The sequence below is a fragment of the Desulfobulbaceae bacterium genome (genome assembly GCA_015231515.1).
Lineage (GTDB): Bacteria > Desulfobacterota > Desulfobulbia > Desulfobulbales > VMSU01 > JADGBM01.
The window spans coordinates 40,038-60,944 of record JADGBM010000007.1; the positions used below are offsets into that span (position 1 = coordinate 40,038).

General features: G+C 45.9%; 17 protein-coding genes. 15 read left to right on the top strand and 2 right to left on the bottom strand.

Annotated features, from left to right (window positions below; all coding sequences use genetic code 11):
• The first annotated feature begins 149 nt into the window (after positions 1–149).
• The 4 genes from hisI to HQK80_02455 are packed head-to-tail and all read left to right on the top strand — an operon-like array spanning position 150 to position 2,267.
• Positions 150–527: a phosphoribosyl-AMP cyclohydrolase gene (gene hisI, locus HQK80_02440; protein MBF0221078.1), complete on the top strand. Its 378-nt coding sequence runs from the start codon at positions 150–152 to the stop codon at positions 525–527.
• A complete protein-coding gene (locus HQK80_02445) occupies positions 524–1,396 on the top strand; it encodes an ATP phosphoribosyltransferase (protein ID MBF0221079.1) in 873 nt (290 codons plus the stop codon). Before hisI ends, HQK80_02445 begins: the two co-directional genes overlap by 4 nt.
• 3 nt (positions 1,397–1,399) lie before the next feature.
• Positions 1,400–1,984 (top strand): YihA family ribosome biogenesis GTP-binding protein, encoded by a 585-nt coding sequence (locus tag HQK80_02450; GenBank protein ID MBF0221080.1) that lies wholly within the window; start codon positions 1,400–1,402, stop codon positions 1,982–1,984.
• Between the two features lie 49 nt (positions 1,985–2,033).
• Positions 2,034–2,267: a hypothetical protein gene (locus HQK80_02455; protein MBF0221081.1), complete on the top strand. Its 234-nt coding sequence runs from the start codon at positions 2,034–2,036 to the stop codon at positions 2,265–2,267.
• Between the two features lie 40 nt (positions 2,268–2,307).
• Here HQK80_02455 and lepA read toward each other — a convergent pair whose 3' ends face one another.
• Positions 2,308–4,101, bottom strand: a complete 1,794-nt coding sequence (lepA, locus tag HQK80_02460; GenBank protein ID MBF0221082.1) for an elongation factor 4 — start codon at positions 4,099–4,101, stop codon at positions 2,308–2,310.
• 247 nt (positions 4,102–4,348) lie between these two features.
• On the opposite strand from lepA, the gene HQK80_02465 reads away from it, so the two are divergent.
• The 4 genes from HQK80_02465 to greA all read left to right on the top strand — a co-directional run bounded on the left by HQK80_02465 (position 4,349) and on the right by greA (position 11,728).
• Complete coding sequence (locus HQK80_02465; GenBank protein ID MBF0221083.1) at positions 4,349–5,314, top strand: RNA polymerase factor sigma-32; 966 nt, start codon at positions 4,349–4,351, stop codon at positions 5,312–5,314.
• Positions 5,315–5,398: 84 nt separating this feature from the next.
• Positions 5,399–6,595: a DegT/DnrJ/EryC1/StrS family aminotransferase gene (locus HQK80_02470; protein MBF0221084.1), complete on the top strand. Its 1,197-nt coding sequence runs from the start codon at positions 5,399–5,401 to the stop codon at positions 6,593–6,595.
• 32 nt (positions 6,596–6,627) lie between these two features.
• The gene (locus tag HQK80_02475) at positions 6,628–10,830 is read left to right on the top strand and encodes a tetratricopeptide repeat protein (protein MBF0221085.1); all 4,203 of its coding nucleotides are present in this window, start codon (positions 6,628–6,630) and stop codon (positions 10,828–10,830) included.
• A 412-nt stretch (positions 10,831–11,242) separates the two neighbouring features.
• Complete coding sequence (gene greA, locus HQK80_02480; GenBank protein MBF0221086.1) at positions 11,243–11,728, top strand: transcription elongation factor GreA; 486 nt, start codon at positions 11,243–11,245, stop codon at positions 11,726–11,728.
• A 34-nt stretch (positions 11,729–11,762) separates the two neighbouring features.
• Here the strand turns inward: greA and HQK80_02485 are convergent, their stop codons facing one another.
• On the bottom strand, positions 11,763–12,362 hold the full coding sequence (locus HQK80_02485) for a TetR/AcrR family transcriptional regulator (GenBank protein MBF0221087.1): 600 nt from the start codon (positions 12,360–12,362) through the stop codon (positions 11,763–11,765).
• Between the two features lie 219 nt (positions 12,363–12,581).
• Here HQK80_02485 and purD point away from each other — a divergent pair, with 219 nt between their 5' ends.
• From purD to HQK80_02520, 7 genes are all read left to right on the top strand, one after another.
• Complete coding sequence (gene purD, locus HQK80_02490) at positions 12,582–14,354, top strand: phosphoribosylamine--glycine ligase (protein ID MBF0221088.1); 1,773 nt, start codon at positions 12,582–12,584, stop codon at positions 14,352–14,354.
• Between the two features lie 12 nt (positions 14,355–14,366).
• Positions 14,367–14,984 (top strand): threonylcarbamoyl-AMP synthase, encoded by a 618-nt coding sequence (locus tag HQK80_02495; GenBank protein MBF0221089.1) that lies wholly within the window; start codon positions 14,367–14,369, stop codon positions 14,982–14,984.
• 131 nt (positions 14,985–15,115) lie between these two features.
• Positions 15,116–15,442 carry an Hpt domain-containing protein gene (locus tag HQK80_02500; GenBank protein ID MBF0221090.1) on the top strand — a complete coding sequence of 109 codons (327 nt, stop codon included), beginning with the start codon at positions 15,116–15,118 and terminating at the stop codon, positions 15,440–15,442.
• A gap of 38 nt (positions 15,443–15,480) precedes the next feature.
• Positions 15,481–16,332: an HDOD domain-containing protein gene (locus HQK80_02505; protein MBF0221091.1), complete on the top strand. Its 852-nt coding sequence runs from the start codon at positions 15,481–15,483 to the stop codon at positions 16,330–16,332.
• On the top strand, positions 16,332–18,107 hold the full coding sequence (locus tag HQK80_02510; GenBank protein ID MBF0221092.1) for a response regulator: 1,776 nt from the start codon (positions 16,332–16,334) through the stop codon (positions 18,105–18,107). The genes HQK80_02505 and HQK80_02510 overlap by 1 nt, the downstream gene beginning before the upstream one ends.
• A gap of 98 nt (positions 18,108–18,205) precedes the next feature.
• A complete protein-coding gene (locus HQK80_02515; protein MBF0221093.1) occupies positions 18,206–19,120 on the top strand; it encodes a DUF362 domain-containing protein in 915 nt (304 codons plus the stop codon).
• Positions 19,121–19,127: 7 nt separating this feature from the next.
• Positions 19,128–20,681 (top strand): 4Fe-4S binding protein, encoded by a 1,554-nt coding sequence (locus tag HQK80_02520; GenBank protein MBF0221094.1) that lies wholly within the window; start codon positions 19,128–19,130, stop codon positions 20,679–20,681.
• The last annotated feature ends 226 nt before the right edge of the window (positions 20,682–20,907 follow it).

Below are 20,907 nucleotides of genomic sequence, written 5' to 3' on the forward strand. Positions count from 1 at the left end.
AAACGAATATTGCAAATTTCGCTCATCCTGTTTGATTCATTTCATGTCGAAAGAAAATCGCGAAAAAGCAGGTAGGTGATTTAGCATAGAATCCGTTTTTCTCTTACGAATTTTTTACAATTTAACGAAAATACAACTAATCTCACGTTATGGATACATTAAATTTTGAAAAATGCGGGGGCTTGCTGCCTGCGATTGTGCAGGATCATCAATCGAATGAAGTTCTGATGATGGCCTATATCAATGCTGAGGCCTGGCAGAAAACAGTTGAGACGGGCAAGGCTCATTTCTGGAGTCGCTCGAGAAACAAACTGTGGCTAAAGGGCGAGTCTTCTAATCATTGTCAGGTTGTTAAGGAGATTCTGGTTGACTGTGACGAGGATACGGTTATCTATAGGGTCGAACAATTAGGTGGTGCTGCCTGTCATAAAGGGTATCGAAGCTGTTTTTTCAGGCGCGTTGAAGATGGAGTTTTTCAGACTACCGGGGAGAGGGTTTTCGACCCGGCGGAGGTTTATAAAAAATGAATGTGTTGAAAATAGGTATACCTAAAGGAAGCCTGGAAAAGGCAACTATTGAACTTTTCGAGAAATCCGGTTGGAAGATAAAGTTGTCTTCGCGAAATTATTTCCCCGAAATAGATGATCCTGAGCTGTCGTGTTCCATTTGTCGGCCACAGGAGATGTCGCGCTACGTGGAGAGCGGTGTCCTTGATGCTGGAATTACTGGAATGGACTGGACACTGGAAAATGAGTCAGATGTTGTGGTTGTCGCTGATCTGGTTTATTCGAAGGCGAGCCGTAAACCGACTCGTTGGGTTGTTGCTGTGCCGGGGGATTCGGATATGCAAACCATTGAGGACCTTGACGGTAAAAAAATATCGACAGAACTGGTGAATTTTTCAAAGAAATATTTTTCTGAAAGAAATATCAATGTTGACATTGAGTTCTCCTGGGGGGCTACAGAGGCCAAGGTTGTTTCAAAACTTGCAGATGCTATCGTTGAGGTAACCGAAACAGAGTCGACAATCAGGGCTCATGGGCTAAAAATTATTCATGAAATGCTGCAATCGAACACGCAGTTTATTGTTAACAAAAAGGCGTGGAATGATCCATGGCGGCGTGAGAAAATTGAAAATATTGCTATGCTTTTGCAAGGCGCTTTGCGGGCTGACAATATAGTTGGCCTGAAAATGAATGTTGCCAACGAAAAACTTGATAACGTTATCAAATTACTGCCCAGCATGAATGCCCCTACAATTGCCCATCTCTATAAGAAAGAGTGGTGCTCTGTCGAGACTGTTATTTCAGAACACGAGGTCAGAGATATTATCCCTAGGCTCTTAAAGGCCGGAGCTGAAGGCATTGTCGAATATTCCTTGAATAAGGTTGTGTAGGGGATGGTAGATTATTCGCAGGTTGAGTTTTTAATTAGCGCCCATGCCCTGAAACAGCTGCCGGAACCCAGCCTGCCGGAGATTGCCTTTGCTGGGCGTTCCAATGTTGGTAAATCCAGTTTAATCAACAAACTGGTTAATCGCAAAAAACTTGTCAAGGTGAGTGCCCGGCCAGGGAAAACTCAGGCCCTGAACTTTTTTACGGTACAGGACAGTCTTTATCTTGTGGACCTTCCCGGGTACGGTTTCGCCAAGGTTCCCAAAGATGTAAAGGGTCTGTGGCATAAACTTATTGCCTCATATCTTGAAAGCAGAGAGTCCTTATGTTGTGTCGTGGTCATTCTGGATATTCGCCACCCCCTGAAGACCCTTGACCAAGAACTGATTGCCTGGTTGAAGGGAATCGGGGTCGGCTATCTGCCAGTATACACAAAAATTGATAAGGTGCCGAGGGGCAAGCGACATCAGCATGCCGCTTCCCTGGATGCAGGGCTTGGTATCAGTCCCGAGGAAAGGGTGTTGTTCAGCGCCAAAACAGGTGAGGGGAAGGAAGATTTGATTTCTTGCCTTGCAAATTTTATGAGTTAGTGGCAGATTAACGAACCTGTGAATATTTCAACTGAAGGAGGGGGCCTTTATGAAAAATCTTGCATGTTGGGACATCATGAATTGCCATGATGAGTCGTGTGTTGTCCGGGGGATGGTTGACAAAGAGTGCTGGGAGATAGTTGCAGAACTCGAAGATTACAGAGCCGAGTTTGATGTCTGTGCCGATTGTCTGGTGTATGTTTTGAAAACTGGCAGTATAACCCTTTCGGATCAGGAAGTTGCCGTCATGGCTGCCAGCAAGTCATGTGTGCTCTCAACGTAAACCGGTGGCTACAGAATGAAAACCGTCAGGTCTGCTTTCCTTACTGATCAGATTTGAGGACGGCCAGAAAGGCGGTTTGTGGTATATCCACATTGCCCACGGTTTTCATTCGTTTCTTACCCGCCTTTTGTTTTTCCAGTAGTTTTCTTTTGCGGCTGATATCACCGCCGTAACATTTTGCTATAACATCTTTGCGCAGGGCTGAAATTGTTGTACGTGCAATGACGTTTCCACCAATTGCGGCCTGGATGGCAATTTTAAACATCTGTCTGGGGATCTCTTCTTTAAGCTTTTCGCAGGCATTCAGGCCTCGTTCACGGGCTCGATCCCGGTGTGTTAACTGAGATAAAGCATCAACTCGTTCACCATTGACTAAGATATCGAGTTTGACCAGATCGCTTGGGCGATAGTCGATCAATGAGTAGTCAAAGGAGCCATAGCCCTGAGTCAGGGATTTAAGCTTGTCGTAGAAATCGTAGATTACCTCGGCCAAGGGTAGTTCACAGGTGAATTCAATTCGACCTGGGGTGGGATAGTGATAATTAGTGTTTTCTCCTCGTCGATCCATGCACAAGGTCATGACAACCCCCATGTATCGTTCCGGAATCAAGATACTGGCCTTGATGTACGGCTCTTCTGTCCTTGCTATATGCGCAGGGTCGGGAAAGTAAGATGGATTGTCGATTTCTACCATGCTGTTATCGTTAAGATGAAAATGGTAACTAACGGTAGGCACGGTCAGAATTAAGGGAATGTCAAATTCGCGCTCAAGGCGTTCTTGGACGACCTCTAAGTGCAGTAGACCAAGAAAGCCACAGCGAAAGCCAAAACCCAGGGCCGAGGAAGAGTCCTTTTGGAAGGACAAGGCGGCATCATTGAGTTGAAGCTTATCCATTGCGGTAACTAGATTTTCGTACTCATCGGTTGAGATTGGATAGAGGGAGGAGAAAACCACCTGCTGGATCTCCTTGAATCCTGGTAGCGGCTTGTCGCAGGGATTATCTCTGCTGGTGATAGTGTCTCCAGGACGTGTATCGCGGACTGTTTTGACGCCGGCAATAATATAGCCAATCTGTCCAGCGGAAAGTTTTTTCTGGCGCGTGCGTTTTAAGTGAAAAAAACCGACTTCTTCAACTTTGTGTTCGGCGCCTGTATACATGAATTTGACAACATCTCCGGTCTTTACCTCTCCGTGTACGATCCGGCAGGAGATAATTGTCCCTCTGAATGCGTCATAATTAGCGTCGAAAATAAGCGCTTGCAGTGGGGCAGTTGGATCTCCCACAGGTGGCGGTAAATGATTAACGATGGCTTCAAGAATCTGGTCAACCCCTTGACCTGTTTTTGCAGAACATTTGATGATCTTTTCAGCATCAAGGCCGAGATCCTCTTCGATCTGAAAGGAAACACTTTCAGGGTCAGAAGCCGGGAGGTCAATCTTGTTAAGAACGGGGATTACTTCAAGGTTGTTTTCCATGGCCAGATAGAGGTTGGCCAGGGTCTGGGCTTCGACTCCCTGGGACGAGTCAACCAGGAGCAGGGCGCCCTCACAGGAGGATAGTGCCCGGGAAACTTCATAACTGAAATCAACATGACCAGGTGTGTCAACCAGATTCAGCATGTAGTCCTTACCGTCTTTGGCCTTATACGGCAGACAGATAGTTTGGCTTTTAATGGTTATGCCGCGCTCGCGCTCAATGTCCATTGTGTCAAGCATCTGGTCCTTGAACTCTCGAGAGGATACCATGCCGCACTCCTGGATCATGCGGTCAGCCAAAGTGGATTTGCCGTGGTCGATATGGGCGATTATGCTGAAGTTTCGTATGTTGTTCATAGTAATTATGCGGTAAGACGCTTTTAATGGCCGATTTTTAGTTTTTTTTACTGTTAAGGAATGTTTTTTTTACAGTTTATATGGGATTGGTGTAGATATTTTTGTAATCGTGTTTATAATCAGTGCTCTTAATTCTCATCGATATAAGGCATGATACGCACACTTGTTAGTATGGCAATATGTATCATACATTGGCAGATAAAAACACTATTTTGTAGTCAGCAGGCTTTGGGTAACTATTTTAAATATGGAAGATAAAGAAAACGCATCCGAAAAATACATTGCAAGTGAAAATCTTCACCCGTTAGTAACGTTGTCTGAAGATCCTAATCTTCCCGCAATTGCCCAACCGGGTCTCCACCGATATCTCCAGGAGATCAGTCAGTATGAATTGTTGAGTCGTGAAGAAACTGATGAGCTGGCCAAGCGTTTTCATGAAGAAGGCGATCAGGAGGCGGCTTATGCACTGGTTACTGCAAACTTGCGCCTTGTGGTAAAGGTTGCCATGGATTTTCAGAAATACTGGATGACCAATTTTCTTGACCTGATTCAAGAGGGTAATGTCGGCCTAGTTCAGGCGGTGAAGAAATTTGATCCCTATCGCGGGGTTAAGTTCTCTTATTATGCTGCCTATTGGATCAGAGCGTATATTCTGAAATTTATAATGGACAACTGGCGCCTGGTTAAAATTGGTACGACCCAGGCACAGCGCAAGCTGTTTTTTAGTCTGAACAAGGAAAAAAAGCTACTGGAATCTCAAGGCTTTAAGGCCGAACCGAAGCTTCTGGCTGAGCGCTTGAATGTTAAAGAGCAAGAAGTTATTGAGATGACCCAAAGGATGGATGGCTCCGACCTTTCCCTTGAGAGTCCGCTGCGCGATGACTCAGAGGATCAGCAGAAAGATTTTATCCAGGATATGAGCCCAACCGTTGAAGACAATGTCGCCAACGAAGAGATTAAGGAGCGCATAGCAATGGTTCTCGGCCAGCTGAAAGGCCGGTTGAATACCAAGGAGCTGACAATTCTGGCCGAACGTCTGCTCACTGATGAGCAGATGACTTTACAGACGATTGCCGATCAGTTTGGCATCTCCCGTGAGCGTGTGCGGCAGATAGAGGCTAATTTGTTGAAGAAAATGCGTAAGTATTTTGAGGAAGAAGTCCCTGATATCAGAAGTTTTCTTGATGAGGCTGTTGAACACTGGCGACACTAGGAGGCTGTCTGAGTCTACTCCTGCCATGTGATTACAGATTATCAAAGTGGAAAAAACCTATAACCAACAACTACGAATTTATATATGAGAGTTCCTTTACTGGATTTAAAAGAGCAGTTACAGCCCTTGCGAGATGAAATTGTCGCTGGTGTTACAGAAATTATTGATTCCACTGGCTATATTTTAGGGGAAAAGGTCTCACTTTTCGAGAGCGAGATAGCCCGTTATTGCCAGACTCGGCATGCTATTGGAGTCTCTAGCGGTACCGATGCCTTGCTGGCTACTTTAATGGGGCTTGGGATTGGCCCTGGTGACCGTGTATTGACGACACCATATACATTTATTGCCACTGTCGGGTGTATAATTCGACTGGGAGCAGTACCGGTTTTTGCCGATATTGATCCTTTGTCGTTTAATATCAACCCTGATGAGGTTGAACGAATTGTTGAGGAGTCCCATGGCAAGAACCAGATTAAGCTTATTTTGCCGGTACACCTTTATGGTCAATGCGCCCAAATGGACAGGATTTTAGCAGTTGCTCAAAAGCATGATATCCCTGTTGTCGAGGATGCTGCCCAGGCGATTGGCGCCACGTTTCCTATGGTGGTAGACGGGAAAACGGTCTGGATGCGTGCTGGAAGCATGGGCACAGCTGGTTGTTTCTCGTTTTTTCCCAGTAAGAATCTCGGCGGCATTGGTGACGGAGGGATGATTACCTTACAAGATGATATTCTTGCCGAAAAAATTGAGCGCATCAGAGTGCATGGCGGTAAACCCAAATATCATCATGAGGTTGTCGGGGGTAATTTTCGGCTCGACCCCATTCAGGCGGTGGCCCTGAGTGTGAAGCTGCCTCATCTGCCTCGCTGGCATGAAGGGCGCCGACAAAACGCGCGGCTTTATCGTACTCTTTTTTCCCAGGCGGGTCTGGGTATTGCCGACACTGTGGTTTTACCGAATGAAATATATGCGCAGCAGGCTGCAGGCGAACAGTCTCCACCTGATCACCACATTTATAATCAGTTTGTTATTCGAGTTAGAAAAAGAGATCAACTGCTGAATTTTCTTCTAGAAAATCAGATTGGTGTTGAGATCTATTATCCCATTCCGATGCATCAACAGGGCTGTGTGAAGGGTCTGGGGTTGCCATTTCCGGAGTTTCCTGAAGCGGAAAAAGCGTCGGTAGAAACCCTGGCTTTACCTATATACCCGGAGTTAACTGCTGAGATGCAACAGTTTGTTGTCGATAAAATCGTTGAATTTTACAAGAAAGTTGTGTGAAGGCATCTGGTCGGTTTAAATTAGATCAATCGGTGAACAGCGCTGCTGAAAACAGGTCAATATTTTTATCGGTTTTCGCCCTTGTCCTGACACTATTCCTCTGCCCTTTTTCCTCTTCCGCCCAGGAAATCCCTGATGATCTGTCGTTTTTATACGGCTACGGCTTTGATCAGATGCCTGAATTGGCAACCTTGACTCGAAAATCCTCCCTTGTTCTGCTCACAGATGGTTTGCTGCCCGCTTGGAAAGTCGATGGGGATAGCGCTCGAGAGCACCTCCAGCAAGGCAATCTTGCCGACGCTGAAACACTGTATGGGAAAGTACTTGAGGCCAAGGATGTTATGGAGGTTCGCTGGGAGCTTGCTAATGTTCTGGCTGCGACCAACCGTAACCAAGAGGCACTTGAACGTGTATCTGTTCTTGTTGAGGAGGATACGACGCGCCAGGATTTTCTTGCTGCCTTGGCAGCGTTGCAGCTTCGAGTTGGAAAACTTGATCGTGCCGCTCAATCATATGGGTTGTTAGCAGAAGTTGATCCTGACAGTAGTTTTGCTAACGCCGGAACTGTTTTCTGCTTGTTGAGTCAGAAGCAGTCCGCTAAGGCCTATCCCTTCATAAAACGTCTATCCGACAAGCATCCTGATGATTTTTCACTTCAACAACTTTATGCCCAGCAGGCTTTTCTGCTCGGTTACACGGATCTTGCGGAGAAAAAGCTAAGCCAACTGGTGAAAAAACCAAAGGCCAATGGTCTGACATTTTCTTTAGCGGCGCGGGTTGCTGAGAGGCTTGATAGAAAAACGCAGGCTGCCGGCTACTGGAATCAGCTCCTGAGTTTTGATGCTGAGAATATCGAGGCGCTCCAATGGTTGGCGACTTTTTATGAGAAAAATGGCGAGGTCGAAAAAGCACTACCGCATTTTCTGCTTTTGCACAAAATTGAGCCGGATAATGAGCAGGTTGTGCGCAAAATTGGCCAGTGTTACGTTGGCATGATGGAGTTTGCCAAGGCCCTGGTTTATTTTGAAGAGTACCTGGCCCGAAAACCTGAGGATAAAGAAGTTTCCCGCTTTGTTGTTAATATTCATGCTGCGCTTGGCAATAAGGATGAGACCCTTGCAGCGCTGGAGCATTATTTTGAAATTGAGAGCTCACCGGATCAGGCAAATTTAAAAAAAGCAGCTCAGCTTTATGATGAGCATGGACTTGCCCAGGAGGCAATTGGCATTTATCGCCGTCTTCTCAGATTGTCGCCAAATGATCCGAAAATTCTTACGGCCCTTGCCAGTAATTTTCTTGAACTTGGCAAGGATGAAGATGCCTTGAAGATATGGAGAGAACTTGCCCGGATCGCTCCTGGAGTGGTTGAGGTGTACAAACCAATTGCCGCTTTACTCGAAAAACTTGGACGTGATGATGAACTTCTTGATGTTCTTGAGGTTATCGCTGAGCTCGATCCAGGCGATATCCCGGTTCATTTGCGCTTGGCGGAAATGTATCTTGGCAGAGGTGCTTTTGAGAGGTGCGGATCTGTCTTAGGAAAATTGACCGAATCCAAACTGAATGTGCCGATCGAGTTTTATCGTTTGCGTGGTCGTTTTATGGAGCATACAACTCAGTTTGAAAATGCACTTGCTGATTTTAAGACTGTGTTGGCTGGTTTTCCGGAGGATCTGACGGTACGAATTGCTGCACTTAATGCGGCGGGTATGCTCGGGGATCTTGGCGAAACAGAGAAGCAGTACACGATGCTTTTTGAGTCTGCTGGGGGGGAGTTAACTGATGAGCAGCTGCTCAAGTCTGCCCAGGCATTTATGCAGGCGGGATCCTTTGAACAGGCGCGTGGACTTTTTCAAAAACTGGTCAGTCTGGAGGGTGCCGGCCAAGAATACAGACTCAAAAAGCTGGGTTACCTTGGACTGGCGCGATGTTTCCGCCAGGAGAATCTCTTTTATGAGGCCGAATCTGTTTTGCGCCAGGGTCTGAGTGAAACTCGTGACTTTGATCTCTTTGTCCCACACCTTGTCGAGCTTAATCTCGAAAATGGCCACTTAGATGCTGCTGAAGCATGGTTGTCGGCAGTGGCGGATTCTATAGAATTTTCTGTCTGGCAAAGACAGTTTTTGGCAGCCCGACTGCTATTGGCGAAGGGTGAAAGGCGAAAGGCAAAAATGCAGCTGCTTTCCCTCCTTGCAACCATAGATAATGAACGATCTTTTCCTGCGGAATCAGGAGGCGATACCTCTTCAGAACTATTAGGGCGCCTGGAGGCAATTCTTCCCCAATTAATGGAAGTAGGCTCAGCGCTTTCAGTTCGTGAGCTTTGTGAGCAGATTCTTGAACTATCCCCCGCCTCACCCGAGGCTATTGCGGGTTTGCAATTGACTGGTGGTCTTGATCCTGAAACAGAAAAGAGACTGGGCCTGTTTCATACCCAGGCCGCGCGTTTAATTGAATTATCCTTGATTTATGAAAAACTTGGTCGCTTCGAGCTAATGGGTGCAGCGGCCGAGAAGGCAGTTGCCCGCTGGCCAGGCTCTTTGAAGGCTATGCTCTTGGTTGCCAGGTCCTTAAGGCTTTCCGGCCAGGTTGAGCTGGCCGAAGAAAAGTTCAGGCTTTTGGCTCAGGATTTCCCTGATCATTCATTGATTCAGGCTGAGCTTGCCGCTATTTTGTTGTATCGAGGTAGTTTCGATGAAGTTATCGAGCGTGTTAAGACATTTCCTGGGCAGGCGCATCGGTATACTCTCACTCTTTTGCAGGCTAGAGCTTTGTGGGCCAAAAACCAAAAGAAGGACTCTCTTCAGCGCTATGAGGCTGTAGTTGCAGGTGAAGACCAACCGTTCCAGAGGTTTTACGGCCTCAGAGAGCAGTTTAATGTGCCTCTGCCGGAGATAGATAAACAACCGTCTTTTCTGGAAAAACTGTTCCGTTCTGCCGTTAAAAATCCCGAGGAGTCTCTTCTGGATTTTGTTATGACGCCTTCCTATCTTGTCAGTTCATTAAAGACGGCAGAAACTGGTTTTAATTATGAACTTTCAGAGCTTTACGTTCAGTATTGCTGGCAGCAGCAGTTTTCACGGGAGCTGATTGTACGCAATGCTATCCGTAAAGAGGAGTATTTTTATGCCCAAAAGGTTTATGAGGATTTAATTCAGCTGTATCCCAACGATATGGTTCTTTTGTATGAACTTGCCGGGGTATATAAGCGTCTTGGTGAGTTCGGCCGTGAGGCAATCGTCTATGAAAAGCTTACGGGGCATGGAACATTTATTGCCGGGCTTGATGAATCCATTTCTTTAAACAGGCTTAAGCAGCGCCCGCAACTTGCCTTCACCACAGCACATTCTCGGGAACAGGGTCGTGATGGCTATAAAAATATCGCCAAAGATTGGCAGCAGTTACGTGTCTGGTATTCTCCGCAAACGAGACGAGAGACGACGCTTGATCTTTCACGAATAAATTATCGATCTGAATCGTGGGATGATGTGGTTCGTGCCAATCGACTCGCCCTCAATTATAAAGCGACTCTTTTTTCAGGGTTGACTCTTGGACTTTTAACTGGTGTTGAAAGGCAGGATTCAGGTGATACTGACACCTTTATGTTTGGCATTGAAGGCGTTGGCAGTATTGGAGATGCCTTTGTCGGTTCTTTGTCGCTTAAGAGGGATATTGTGGCCGATACGACAGCAAGCGTACGCCGGGAAATTGTCCGTCAAGAGTTGTTGGCGGGAGTTGTGTTTGAGCCGTTTTATCGCCTTGATCTAGGTGGGGAGTATTCACTGGCTGATTTTTCTGATAATAACTGGACGACAGGTTACGGTTTATGGGCATCATATCTTCTGCTTTCACAGCCGACCTATCTCCAGTTTATTTATAAATATGATTTCAAAGAGTCCAATGAAGGTGCGAGTCAGGGTGGCACTGTGACCAGCGATGGTTTCTCAAAAGATGATCACCCTTATTGGTCACCCAAAAATTATTGGTCAAATCAGTTTGGGGTATTGTACAAACACGAATTTGGCAATGACTCAATTATCCGTAAAGTGACAAAACATTATACCGTAGAATATTATCTAGGTCATGATTCTGCCGGGAATGGATTTCAAGGTGCAAAAGGCGGTTTTTTTGTCGAAATTACGCCTGAATTGCTGTTGAGTGCGGAGGGCGAACTGGTTTCATCTCCAGTTTATCGAAAGAAACTGTACTCTCTTACCGCTAGTTATAGCTGGTAAAGTGAACAATTGATGGTTTTTTTAGAATGCACGTATCTGCCAAGAGATTGCTCTGTGCAGCATTGCATGTTACGCCTTAATTTGTTACTAATAGATGAGTTTAACGACTTGAGTGAATAGGGGTTCAACCTTTTCTGAGCAAAACTGACCCAATGAGTAGGAGTGAACAGTGGATGGCTGGCAGGAAGTTTTGAAAATAGTGGCAATCTTTGTTGTGATACTCTTTGTCGGTGGCTGGGTGGTCCCTAAACTTGGGATGACCTACTCCTGACGAGATGGTAACTGCAGGCCGGATCGGTCTGTTAAAAAAGTAAAAGATAAATTGACCAAATAACGTAACCGGTTATCATAATAAAATTATATTTGTTAACCCTGCATATTATGGCAGGGTTTTTCCTTTTGGAGGGTAGTGATGGTAGTTAGAGTACCAATGTCAAAAACTGGTCACACGCGTCTGCGTGAAGAGCTGACGCAACTTGAAAGACACGATCGAATGGATGTTGTAAGGGCAATTGAAGTTGCGCGTGCCCATGGCGATCTTAAAGAAAATGCCGAGTATCATGCCGCCAAAGAGCGTCAGGGTCATATTGAAGGTCGGATCATGGAGCTTAAAGACAAGTTGGGGCGCTCCGAAGTTATAGACTGTACCCAGGTTCCAATTGACCGGGTTGTCTTTGGTGTTGTTGTAACCTTGGTTGATCTCGATTCGGATGAGCAAATTACCTATAAGCTTCTGGGGTCGGAAGAGTCTGATGTTAATGCAGGCAGTATTTCGGTGATGTCTCCAATTGGTCAGGCAATTATTGGTAAAGAAGAAGGGGACGAGGTAACTGTTAAAACTCCTGGTGGGCAGAGGAAATTTGAGGTTATTGAGATAACGCTCTCAGAAGTGCCTTAGGAGGGTGGAGGGTTTTTGCGAGTGCGCTGCCGGGTCAGGGTCCGCACTCGGGCCGAGCTATAATTCCGTCTAGGAAGATACTGCTGATTGTTTCGGCTGTTTGTTCGAGGGTGTACGTATGTGAGGGAGTGAGAATCCAGAGGCGCGAAACCTCATCAAGGGCGCCAAAGAAGGCTCTCTTTACAATGCCTGGGAGTAGGTTTGGGCGAAAGACGTTGTTTTTTTGACCGAGGTGAATGATTTCCGAAATAATATTCACGTAGTCAGCAAACTGATTAACTCTGTACTCTTTGACATGCTCGCTGCTCTGCCGTAACTCCATCTGAAGAACCTCTGCGAGTTCTTTCTTGTTAATCACTAACTGTAAATGATGTGTCGCAAAGATGTGCAGCATTTCGCGTGGGTCAGTGACTTTTGCGATAGCCTCTTTAATCTCTATGATAAGTTTGCCGATCTCTTCTTCAAAAAGTGTAAGAAGAATGTCGTATTTATTGTTGAAATACAGGTAGATGGTTCCGTCCGCAACTTTGGCCTCTTTCGCTATGTCAGATATCCTGGCGTTAAAAAATCCCTTGTGCCCAAAAACTTTAATGGCTGAGTTAAGGATTTTTTGATGCTTATCGGCCTTCTTCATTGCTTTGGCACCTTATTCTTTGTATTTTAAAAACCGAAGCTGAAGCTTAAAATGAATACCAATTCATTTTTTTATGATAAATTGTGGCTAGTTAACTGTCAAGAACTAAAATTCCTGTCTCGTACGGGTCGTCTACGTTCCTAGTTGGCGGTAATATCAGCACATTTCTAAAAGTAATCTAATCAGAAGAAAAAAATATTTATCGAAAGGGGTGCGTTTATGAAAGTTTTGGTTGTTGGCTCTGGAGGGAGAGAACATGCGTTGGTTTGGAAGTTAAACAGTAGTGAAAAAGTTGATCAGGTGTTTTGTGCACCAGGTAATGCTGGGATACGCTCTATTGCTACTTGTGTTGATATCGGAGCTAACGAAATTGCAAAGCTCTCTGCCTTTGCCGAAAGTGAAGGGGTTGACCTTACCATTGTCGGCCCTGAAGAACCGCTGACGCTTGGTATTGTTGATTATTTCCAAAAGAAGGGGCAGCGTGTTTTTGGCCCTAGTCAGAAAGCGGCGGCCTTGGAAGGCAGTAAGGTGTTTATGAAAGATCTTCTGCAAAAATATGCTATTCCTTCCGGCTTTTATGGAGTTTTTACTGATCGTGACCAAGCTGTCGCCTATATTCATGAAAAAGGTGCGCCGATAGTTGTCAAGGCCGACGGTTTGGCTGCCGGTAAAGGAGTTATTGTTGCCGCTACAATTGATGAAGCTGTCGGTGCAGTTGATCTGATACTCCTTGATAAGGTTTTTGGTGCAGCTGGAAGCAGGGTTGTTATTGAGGAGTTCCTGCCTGGTGAGGAGGCCTCGTTTCTCGCTTTTACAGATGGGAAGACTGTTCTGCCATTGCCCACTTCGCAGGATCATAAGGCTGCGTACGATGGCGATAAAGGCCCTAATACCGGCGGGATGGGGGCCTATTCTCCGGCCCCGGTAGTCACAGCTGAACTCCACAAGCAAGCTATGGAAAAGATTATGATTCCAACGGTAAAGGCCCTGGCAGCAGAAGGCGCTCCCTATAAGGGGATTCTTTACGCTGGACTAATGATTAAAGACGGTGTTGCCAAGGTTTTAGAGTTTAACTGCCGGTTTGGTGATCCTGAAGCACAGCCGCTTTTGATGCGTGTTAAAACTGATATTGTCGATATCGTCGAAGCGATTATTGATGACAGACTTGACGAGGTTCAACTTGTAATTGATCCTCGTCCAACAGTATGTGTTGTTCTTGCTTCTGGTGGTTATCCTGGCTCCTATGAAAAGGGTAAGGTTATTCATGGTCTTAATAGTGACTTCGGTGAAGATCTGGTTGTGTTTCATGCAGGTACGGCCTTGAAGGATGGTCAGGTTGTTAGCGCTGGAGGACGGGTTCTGGGCGTTACTTCAATAGCCGATACGCTTGAAAAGGCAATTAGTCGGGCCTATGCTGCTGTCGCTAAAATCAGTTGGGACGGGTGTTTCTATCGTAAAGATATTGGTCAAAAGGCCTTGGTTCGAGCTTTCAGCTCTACCGCTCAGGTTGGCATTGTTCTGGGTAGTGATTCGGACCTGCCTGTCTTTCAGGGCTGTATTGACTTTTTAAAGAAGATGGATGTTCGATTTGAGCTGATTGTAGCTTCTGCACATCGGACACCCGAGCGCGCCGGAGCGTATGCTGAAACAGCGCGACAAAGAGGCTTAAAAATCATTATTGCCGGTGCTGGTATGGCGGCTCATCTTGCAGGCGTATTGGCGGCACACACAACAGTACCGATTATTGGTGTGCCGATTGACTCCTCCTCATTAAAGGGACTCGACGCATTATTGGCAACTGTTCAAATGCCCCCCGGCGTACCGGTGGCGACTATGGGGATTGGCAAGTCTGGTGCAAAAAATGCCGCCATTCTAGCCTGTCAGATTTTGTCTGTTGCAGACAGTTCTCTTGTCGATAAATTAGCTGATTTCAAGGCTGAGATGGCTCGAGAGGTTGAAGAAAAATCTAAAAGAATAGAGATATGCTGTTAGCTCTAGTTAACCATGGGTAGTGCTGTGTTGTCAGACGGCTGTTTGCCTGAAACGATTATCCGGGCAGCAGCTGTGATACAGGCAGGTGGTGTCGTTGCTTTTCCCACGGAGACTTATTATGGGCTTGCTGTGGATCCCTTTAATGACGAAGCCTTGCAACGCCTTTTTGAAATCAAGAAAAGACCATTTTGTAAGCCGATTCTTGTTCTTATCAACACTTACAAGCAGTTGCCCTTATTAGTTGATTCCATACCTGTGCAGTATCAAAACATTATGGAACAGTTCTGGCCTGGCCCGCTCACTCTCATTTTTCCTGCTAAAGCAGGTGTCTCGACGATTCTAACCGGCAACACCGATACCGTTGGTGTTCGTATCTCTTCCAATCCCGTAGCCCAAAGGCTGGTGGCTAGTACAGGTATACCGATCACGGCCACCAGCGCTAATTTGTCCGGTGAGAATCCGGCCTCCTCGCCCTCAGAAGTTAGGCAGCAATTTGGTGAACAGTTGGACATGATTATTGACGGGGGAATGACTCGTGGAGGCTGCGGATCTACCATTGTAGGTTTTGCGGCGAAGAGTCTACAGATAATTCGTGCCGGTGTGATTTCTGCCTCTCGCCTTGGCATATGAGATAATGGTGAGCCTGCTGTTAATAGTCAGCTGAATAAGTTACACTGAAAACAAGATAAGTTGCCTGTGTAACTCTTTTTAAGCTAACATCAAGGGGTGGCAGTTTCGTTAATAATGTATATGAGGTGTGTATGGCTGATTTGCAGTGGGATCAATCATTTGCTTTTGAACAGTCCGGTGAAGATAGAGAACTGTTGCTGGAGCTGTTGGGCTTGTTGAAAAGCTCTTCATTGTCTGATCTGGAAAAAATAAAAGTAGGCCTGGCCGATGGTGATGGTGACGCGGTGGCAGATGCAGCACACAGTATCAAGGGTGCTGCGGCAAGTCTTGGAGTAGAAGGGCTTCGTGGGGTAGCTTATGATATTGAAAAGAAAGGTAGAGCTGGACTACAGGCTGATATTGAGGTCGGAATTCTGGAAGACCTTGTTGGACAACTGGATACACTCACTGTTACCTGATAGCGCCACAGCCAAAACTTTGAATGAATTGAACCTCTATGTACACCCCTGAAAAACTTATAGATAAGTTTAAAGACGGAAAAACCCTTCCTCATGTGGCGATTAAAGTCACGCAGATGGTCAATGATGAAAGCACGACCATGCATGATTTTGAGGAAACCATTCAACTTGATCCAATTCTGGTTTCGCGTCTACTACGGTTGGTAAATAGCCCGTATTTTGCCTTATCTAATAGAATAGAATCCATTGCCAAAGCTGTTGTCTTTGTCGGGATGAAGAGCCTGCGAAATCTTGTGGCAGTTGAGGCTTTGCGAGATATTTTTAATGATGACGACGATGCTGTGGGCTTTTCACGAAAGCATCTGTGGATGCACTCTGCCACTGTTGCCTTATTAACTGATATGATAGGTAAACGGATTTTTGGCGATTCACGGGAGGATCTTTTTCTGGCCGGAATCATTCATGATATTGGACTCATTGTTGAAGATCAGGTCGTTGGCGGATTATTGCGTGAGGCTTGCCAGCTCTATACTGCTGGAAAAGGAACCTTGGTGGAATGTGAGCGTCAGATAATTGGGACTGATCACAGTGAGGTTGGCTACAAGCTTGCCAAGGAATGGAAAATGCCGGATGATGTCCTGACGGCGATTCGGTATCACCATGCTTTGGGAAAAGAACCGCCCGCTAACAGTGTTACAGGGATCCTCCAGTTGTCTGAATATATGGCTGGCAAAATGAAGTATGCCGTTATGCCCGAAAAAATTGAACCCCTTGCCCCTCATCTTGTTAAGCATGTCAAGTCGATGATGTCCAACTACAAGATCATAGTCCGAGACCTTCCGCAGGAGATGGAGAAGGCCAAAGACTTATACGATCCACAGGGTTACTAATGCTTGAGTTTGATCTTGATGATGTCTTTTCAGATCTGGAAGAAAAAGGTGCCCGTGAACATGAGTTCATGGAGGTTCTCGCCCCGATAATACCATCGCTACGCTTCCAACTTCAGAAACAGTCTGGGGAGGTTTTCACACGGAACCCAGAAGATGATCATGCTGTTACTGATTTTCCGGACGATATCTTCGAAAAAGCCACAAAGGATGGAGTTGTCCAGGTTAAAGTGCACAGCGGAACTCTTTGTGCTGTAGCTGTCGAAAGACTTGACGCGGTATTGCTCTGCTGGCCCTCAAAAGAAGGGAGAATAGACTGTAGCCAAGCGCTGGCGGAGTTGGTGGCTGCGGCGGTTAAATACGCATTGCTTAAAATCGAATCGAATGATGTGCAGACCGAAAATGAGCAGCTTTCCCGGCAAATCGGTGTTTTAAAAACGCAGCATTTAGAGTTGGTTGATAATAATCACCGGCAATATCAGCAGATTCAGGAAAAAGAACGCGATTATGCTAAAAATTTAGAAAGTGAGATTGCCGAGAGAACTTCTGAGCTGAGAAAGGTGAACGAAGAGCTTATTGAAGCCAGTCGCCTTAAAAGTGAATTTCTGGCAAATATGAGTCATGAACTTCGAACACCAATGAATTCGATTATCGGATTTTCTGATTTGCTGACAGATACGCCTCTTGATACCGAGCAGGCTGAGTATGTTAAGACCATAAAGCAGTCTGGTGATGGTTTATTAACCTTGATCAACGATATTCTTGACTTTGCAAAAATTGAGGCTGGTAAACTCGATATCGCCGAAGAAACTTTTTGTTTGTCTGATGTTGTTGAAAACGTAATGGCCATGTTTCTAAAGTCGGCTAACGATAAAAATATCCGTATCCATTTAGATATCGACACAGCGGTCTGCAACTGTGTTGTTGGAGATGGGGGGCGGTTGAAGCAGGTTCTGGTGAACCTGACCGGCAATGCGATGAAATTCACTGAAAAAGGTGAAGTTGCTGTTATTGTCAATTTGCTGAAGAAGACGGAGCAGAGTTGTGTTCTTAGATTTTTGATTAGTGACACAGGTATTGGTATTTCGGCTGAAAAACAGGTGGCTATTTTTGATAAATTTACCCAGGCAGATGGCTCAATTTCTAGAAACTACGGAGGGACTGGTTTGGGCCTTGCTATCAGCTGTCAGCTTGTCGAGCTGATGGGCGGTAACATCTTCCTCTGTAGTGAAGTAGGTAAGGGGAGTATCTTCGGTTTTACTGTCAAGCTGGGAGTGGATTTGGCTGCCCAACAGAACCGGGAAGCAGCTTCAGTAACTCATGCAGCTGACCCCTCCGACAAGGAACAGGAGGAGGAGCAGCTCACCTCTGTCTTTAAGGTGCTTCTCGTCGAAGACAATGTGGTGAACCAAAGATTAGCGACGATCTTAATTAAACGCGAGGGCTGTGATGTGGATGTTGCCGGAGACGGCCTGATTGCCCTGGAAAAATTAAAGAACGATGCCTATGGGCTGATCTTGATGGATATCCAGATGCCGAACATGGACGGTCTGGAGGCGAGCAGGAGAATTCGCGCTCTTGAGAACTCAAAAGAGAAAGATCAATACAAAGGTCTCTCAGGTGCCGAGGGTCCTGTCGTTATCGTAGGCCTGAGCGCCCACGCTCGAAAAGAAGATGAAGAGCAGGCCCTTGAGGCCGGGATGGACGCTTTTTTGACCAAACCAATTGTGCGCCAGAAATTAGTCGATCTCTTGGGCAGCTATAAAACCAAAAAATAAGGGTCTTCTGATTAGTATCTTGTTATGTTAGTATGGTAGGTTTAAAGAACTTTTATCAAAGTTCTTGCCGAAAAACATCAACCTAAATGAGGTTTTTTGTGGATCGCCGAAAATTCATAAAGGAAGTTCTTCTCTGGTCTGCAGGTCTTTCCCTCTCTGTCCCGCGTTTCATTGTGCCAGGCTCTATTCATGCTGCTGAAGGCGCAAAATCAACCTTAAGTTTTACCGAAGGGCCTGACTATGAATCCCTGGTTTCACGGGCTCTTTCTTCCCTTGGTGGCATGAAGTCTTTTGTCAACCCAGGCGATACGGTTGTGGTAAAACCAAATATCGGTTGGGACCGCACCCCGGAACAAGGAGCCAATACCAACCCCATAGTAGTTCGGGCTGTTGTGCAGCATGTTCTTGATGCGGGTGCTTCGAAAGTTTTGGTGTTTGACCGAACATGCAACGAGAAACGGCGCTGCTACACCAACAGTGGCATTGAAAAATCTTTAAAGAAATTAAACGATAAGAGGGTTGAGCTTGACCATATTGACCGCCGCAAATTTGTTCCGGTAGATATTGACCGCGGTAAGTCCCTTACTCGCCGGGAAATTTATCTGGAGGCCCTGAAGGCGGATTGCTATATCAATGTGCCAATCGCCAAGCATCATGGTTTAAGCAAGCTTACCCTCGGCCTGAAAAATTCCATGGGAGTTATTGGCGGTGATCGAGGTGAAATGCACCATGATTTAGGACAAAAACTGGCTGACTTGGCAACTGTTGTCAGGCCCAAGCTGACCATTGTCGATGCCACGCGCCTTCTACTCCGAAACGGTCCGCAGGGAGGAGATATAAAGGATGTCAAAATCAGAAATGCCCTTATTGCCTCAACCGACCCAGTTGCAGCTGACGCCTATGCCACAACCCTGTTTGACATGAAACCGCAAGAAATCGAATCCACTGTCGCAGCCTATAAACTTGGTTTGGGAGAAATGGATATTGCCAAAATTAATATCCTTAAGTCCTGATAGTCCAATGAAAAGAAGACGATTGGCTCCTTTGCGGCGCCTAGGGCAAAGCCTCTTTTTGTGCCTCTTTCTATTTTTGTTTATTAAGACCGACTACCAAGGCAGTGACAACCTACAATACGCCGTAAACCTAATCTTTCGTATTGATCCGCTGGTTGCGGCCGCCACAATGCTGGCCGCAAAAACATTTATTATCCTTCTTTTTCCGGCTCTCTTCACCATTGTATTTACCTTCCTTTTAGGACGATTTTTCTGCGGCTGGGTTTGCCCTATGGGAACGATTATTGATATGAGCCACAAACTGGCTCGCCCTGCACCAAACACCACCGACTGGAAGCACCAAAACCTGCGTTACTACATCTTGTTTTTTGTTCTGACTGGTGCGCTTTTTGGGCTACCGTTAGTGGGCTATGTTGATCCCTTTTCTATTCTTGTCAGGGCCTTAACTCTGGCTTTGTATCCTGCTTTCAATTTTTCATCAGAATCATTTTTCACATTTACCTACCTGAATGCTCCACCCTGGGTCAATTCAGTCACTGAGCCGCTTTATGCTTTTATGAAGAATTACATTCTTGCCTCTGATCCTCGAGTGTACACCCTGACATTGTTATCACTTTCCATCCTACTTATCGTTCTACTGCTTGAAACTGTTGAACGCCGCTTTTTCTGTAGAAACCTCTGTCCCCTAGGTGCTATGTTTTCTTTGGTAGCACGTTTTAGCCTGTTGCGAACCATAGGTGGGGAGAACTCACGTTGCGGTAAATGCCAAAACTGCCGATCAACCTGTCGCATGGCTGCTATTGATCACAACAAAGCCGTGTCCATGGAGAAATGCATCTTCTGCCTGGACTGCATCGATGCCTGCCCCAAAAAGCAAATCTCTTTTGGCTTTGCATTTAAGCTTGCGCCGATCTCTATGAATATCTCACGACGTGGATTTATCACTACAGCTATCAGCAGCGCTGCGATTCCTCTTTTTTTGCCTGGGAGGGCCATTTCTAAGCGCCCCAATCCAAAGCTTTTACGGCCTCCTGGCGCCTTGTCAGAGCAAGATTTCCTGACCCGCTGTGTTCGCTGCGGTGAGTGTATGAAGGTCTGTATTGGCAACGGGCTTCACCCTTTATTTCTTGAAGCCGGCCTGGAAGGAATTTTTTCGCCAAAGTTGAGCCCGAGACTTGGTTATTGTGAATACAACTGCACCCTCTGCGGCCAAGTATGCCCTACCGGTGCTATTCAGAAACTGTCTCCCGAAATTAAGAAAAAAGAGCGCATCGGACTTGCAACCTTTGACAAGAATCGCTGCCTTCCTTACGCAAAAGCAATACCATGTATTGTCTGCGAGGAACACTGCCCAATCGCCGACAAGGCTATCAAGTTTAAGGAAGTTGAGCTTGTAAACGATAATGGGCAGCGTCTGGTGATGAAGCAGCCCTATGCAATTGATGAACTTTGTATCGGCTGCGGCATATGTGAGTACAAGTGCCCTCTTGAGGGTGAGGCCGCAGTCTCAATAAGCCGTCCGGATAATTCACGTCTACAGAAAGATGCACTTTCTTATTAAAAAAAATTCAGCTTCATGCTCTTACCGCTCTTTAATCTGAAGTTCCATTTCCAGAATGTCGAATTTCTCTGTGATTCCGGCTATTTATTCGAAAAACCGGCGTGATCGTCCTGACTACACTTTTATTGTCTGAAGCAATTCTAATGCTTTTTGTTGTTTTGGGTTAGGCTTGGTGTCCATTGTAAAAGTTGAAGATTTGTCCTCATCGTTAAGGCATCGACAAGTC